Annotated in this window: 1 protein-coding gene; it reads right to left on the bottom strand. The window is 37.6% G+C overall.

The features are described 5' to 3' along the window. Positions 1–243 precede the first annotated feature (243 nt). Entirely contained in the window at positions 244–1,584 is a 1,341-nt protein-coding gene (locus BLP57_RS17490; RefSeq protein ID WP_008708155.1) for an IS30 family transposase, read from the bottom strand. Positions 1,585–1,722 lie beyond the last annotated feature (138 nt).

Raw genomic sequence — 1,722 nt, 5'->3', positions numbered from 1 at the left:
GCTTGAATGAAAAAGTAAATTCTACATTCTAATATACCTTGATTTTATGCGGGATTTAATTCTATTTTCGGAGATATACAACTTGATTTTTTTAGTATATAATGCTTTTATACGGCATAAACAGCATAGTTTTTTGCATGATAAAAGGACATCTGGAAATAGTGTGCAGGACTAAATTCCACATGTCTGTTGGAAAGACTAAATTCTATGCAATGAAACTTGCCTGTGCCTGTATTGTTATTATTATTTTATTAATGCTGGTATCAATGTGACTTCATCGGCTGGTATCTCTGCTAATCCTAATGCTTTATGAAGTCTGTTATCCAGCAGGAGACGGGATACTTCATATGGACTGTGTCCATTGAGGCTGTCCCGTTTTTCGCTATTGATATGATTTAATAACAGCAGCGTTGTTTTGTCTGTCATTTTTTCAAAGCTTGTTCCTTTTGGCAGGACATACCTTATATATTCATGATTCTTTTCAAGAGCACCTTTTTGATCAGAACGGTTGGGATCACAATAATAAATGCGTGTGCGTACTTCATCATTTTTGCTATATTCCAGACTCTGCCGGTCCTGAAATTCATGCCCGTTGTCTGTAAGTATTACTTCGAAAAGTTTCTGGAACAGTTCAATTCCAAGTAACTCTGTTAAATGATCAAAAATCCTAGTTACTTCTTTCTGGGTCTGTTCTTCTAAAAGAAACATAAGCATAAGGCTACAGTTTCGAAAGAACATAGTCAGAAAGCAGGGACTGGTACCTTTTGCTCCTTCAACAGTATCCATTTCGACTACATAAACAGATTTGTTCGCTGCGATATATTCCAGGAATTCTTTATAGCCCCGGTCTTTTCGAAAACTTCTGTCTTTAAGGCTGGTAGTGGTTTTTCTTTTTCTCTGCTTGTATACCACTTTACGGCGCAGATCTATGTTTCTGGCTTGAAAAATGCCACGGTCTATATAAGAGTATATGGTTCTTCTGGAACAGGCGATCTCATCAGCATGAGATGCGTAGATGTGGGCAATGGACTGTCCTTTTTTGAGAAGCGGTGACAACAGGTTGTCCAGTTTCTGTATACTTTCCGGTGTCTGGTTGATCCCTTCTCTGCTGGTAGTCCTAAGGGCTTCATAGGAGTCCTGGGCGTATTTTGAAGAATAGATCTTTTTGTCCATCATGCAATTCGTTCTCTTGCTGCATCCATTGCACACATAAGGAGGTTTATTTAATTTTTCACATTCTCTTGGTTTATAAAATTTACAGACATCGCTGCATCTGAATTTTCTGCAGAGGACACATTTGCGCCGACATTCATTATCACCGCACATATGCATGACATTGCATATATTTGTCCGCGGCTTTGAACTATCATAATTGTTTGCACAGGGAATAGGGGCAAATGCATCTGCGCTTCTTTCCCTGATAATGGAATGACGTCTGATTTCTTTGGATATGGTACTTGGATCCTTGCTTAATTCTATTGCAATACTTCTAAATGAATCACCGTTATTTAAATGCTGTTCGATTATAATACGTGCAGATAAGTCAAGATGTTTTTGGTTGCCTTTTGGTCTTCCTGTATTCATTTTATCCTCCTTCTGCACAGGCAGGGGATCATCTGCAGTAGTATTTTATAAAAAGAAGAAGGAAAAATCCATGCAGAAGTAATTTCTACAGGTATAGAATTTACTCTTGCAAGGTAGAATTTAAAAATTCATTTAACT

This window comes from Blautia sp. SF-50 (assembly GCF_900101315.1).
GTDB classification, from domain to species: Bacteria; Bacillota; Clostridia; order Lachnospirales; family Lachnospiraceae; genus Blautia_A; species Blautia_A fusiformis.
The sequence above is the reverse complement of the archived record's forward strand: the minus strand, read 5'-3'. Positions and strand labels throughout refer to the sequence as shown.

Coding starts and splice junctions, on each gene's coding strand:
- BLP57_RS17490 (WP_008708155.1), bottom strand. CDS start 1,584: ATGAATACAGGAAGACCAAAAGGCAACCAAAAACATCTTGACTTATCT.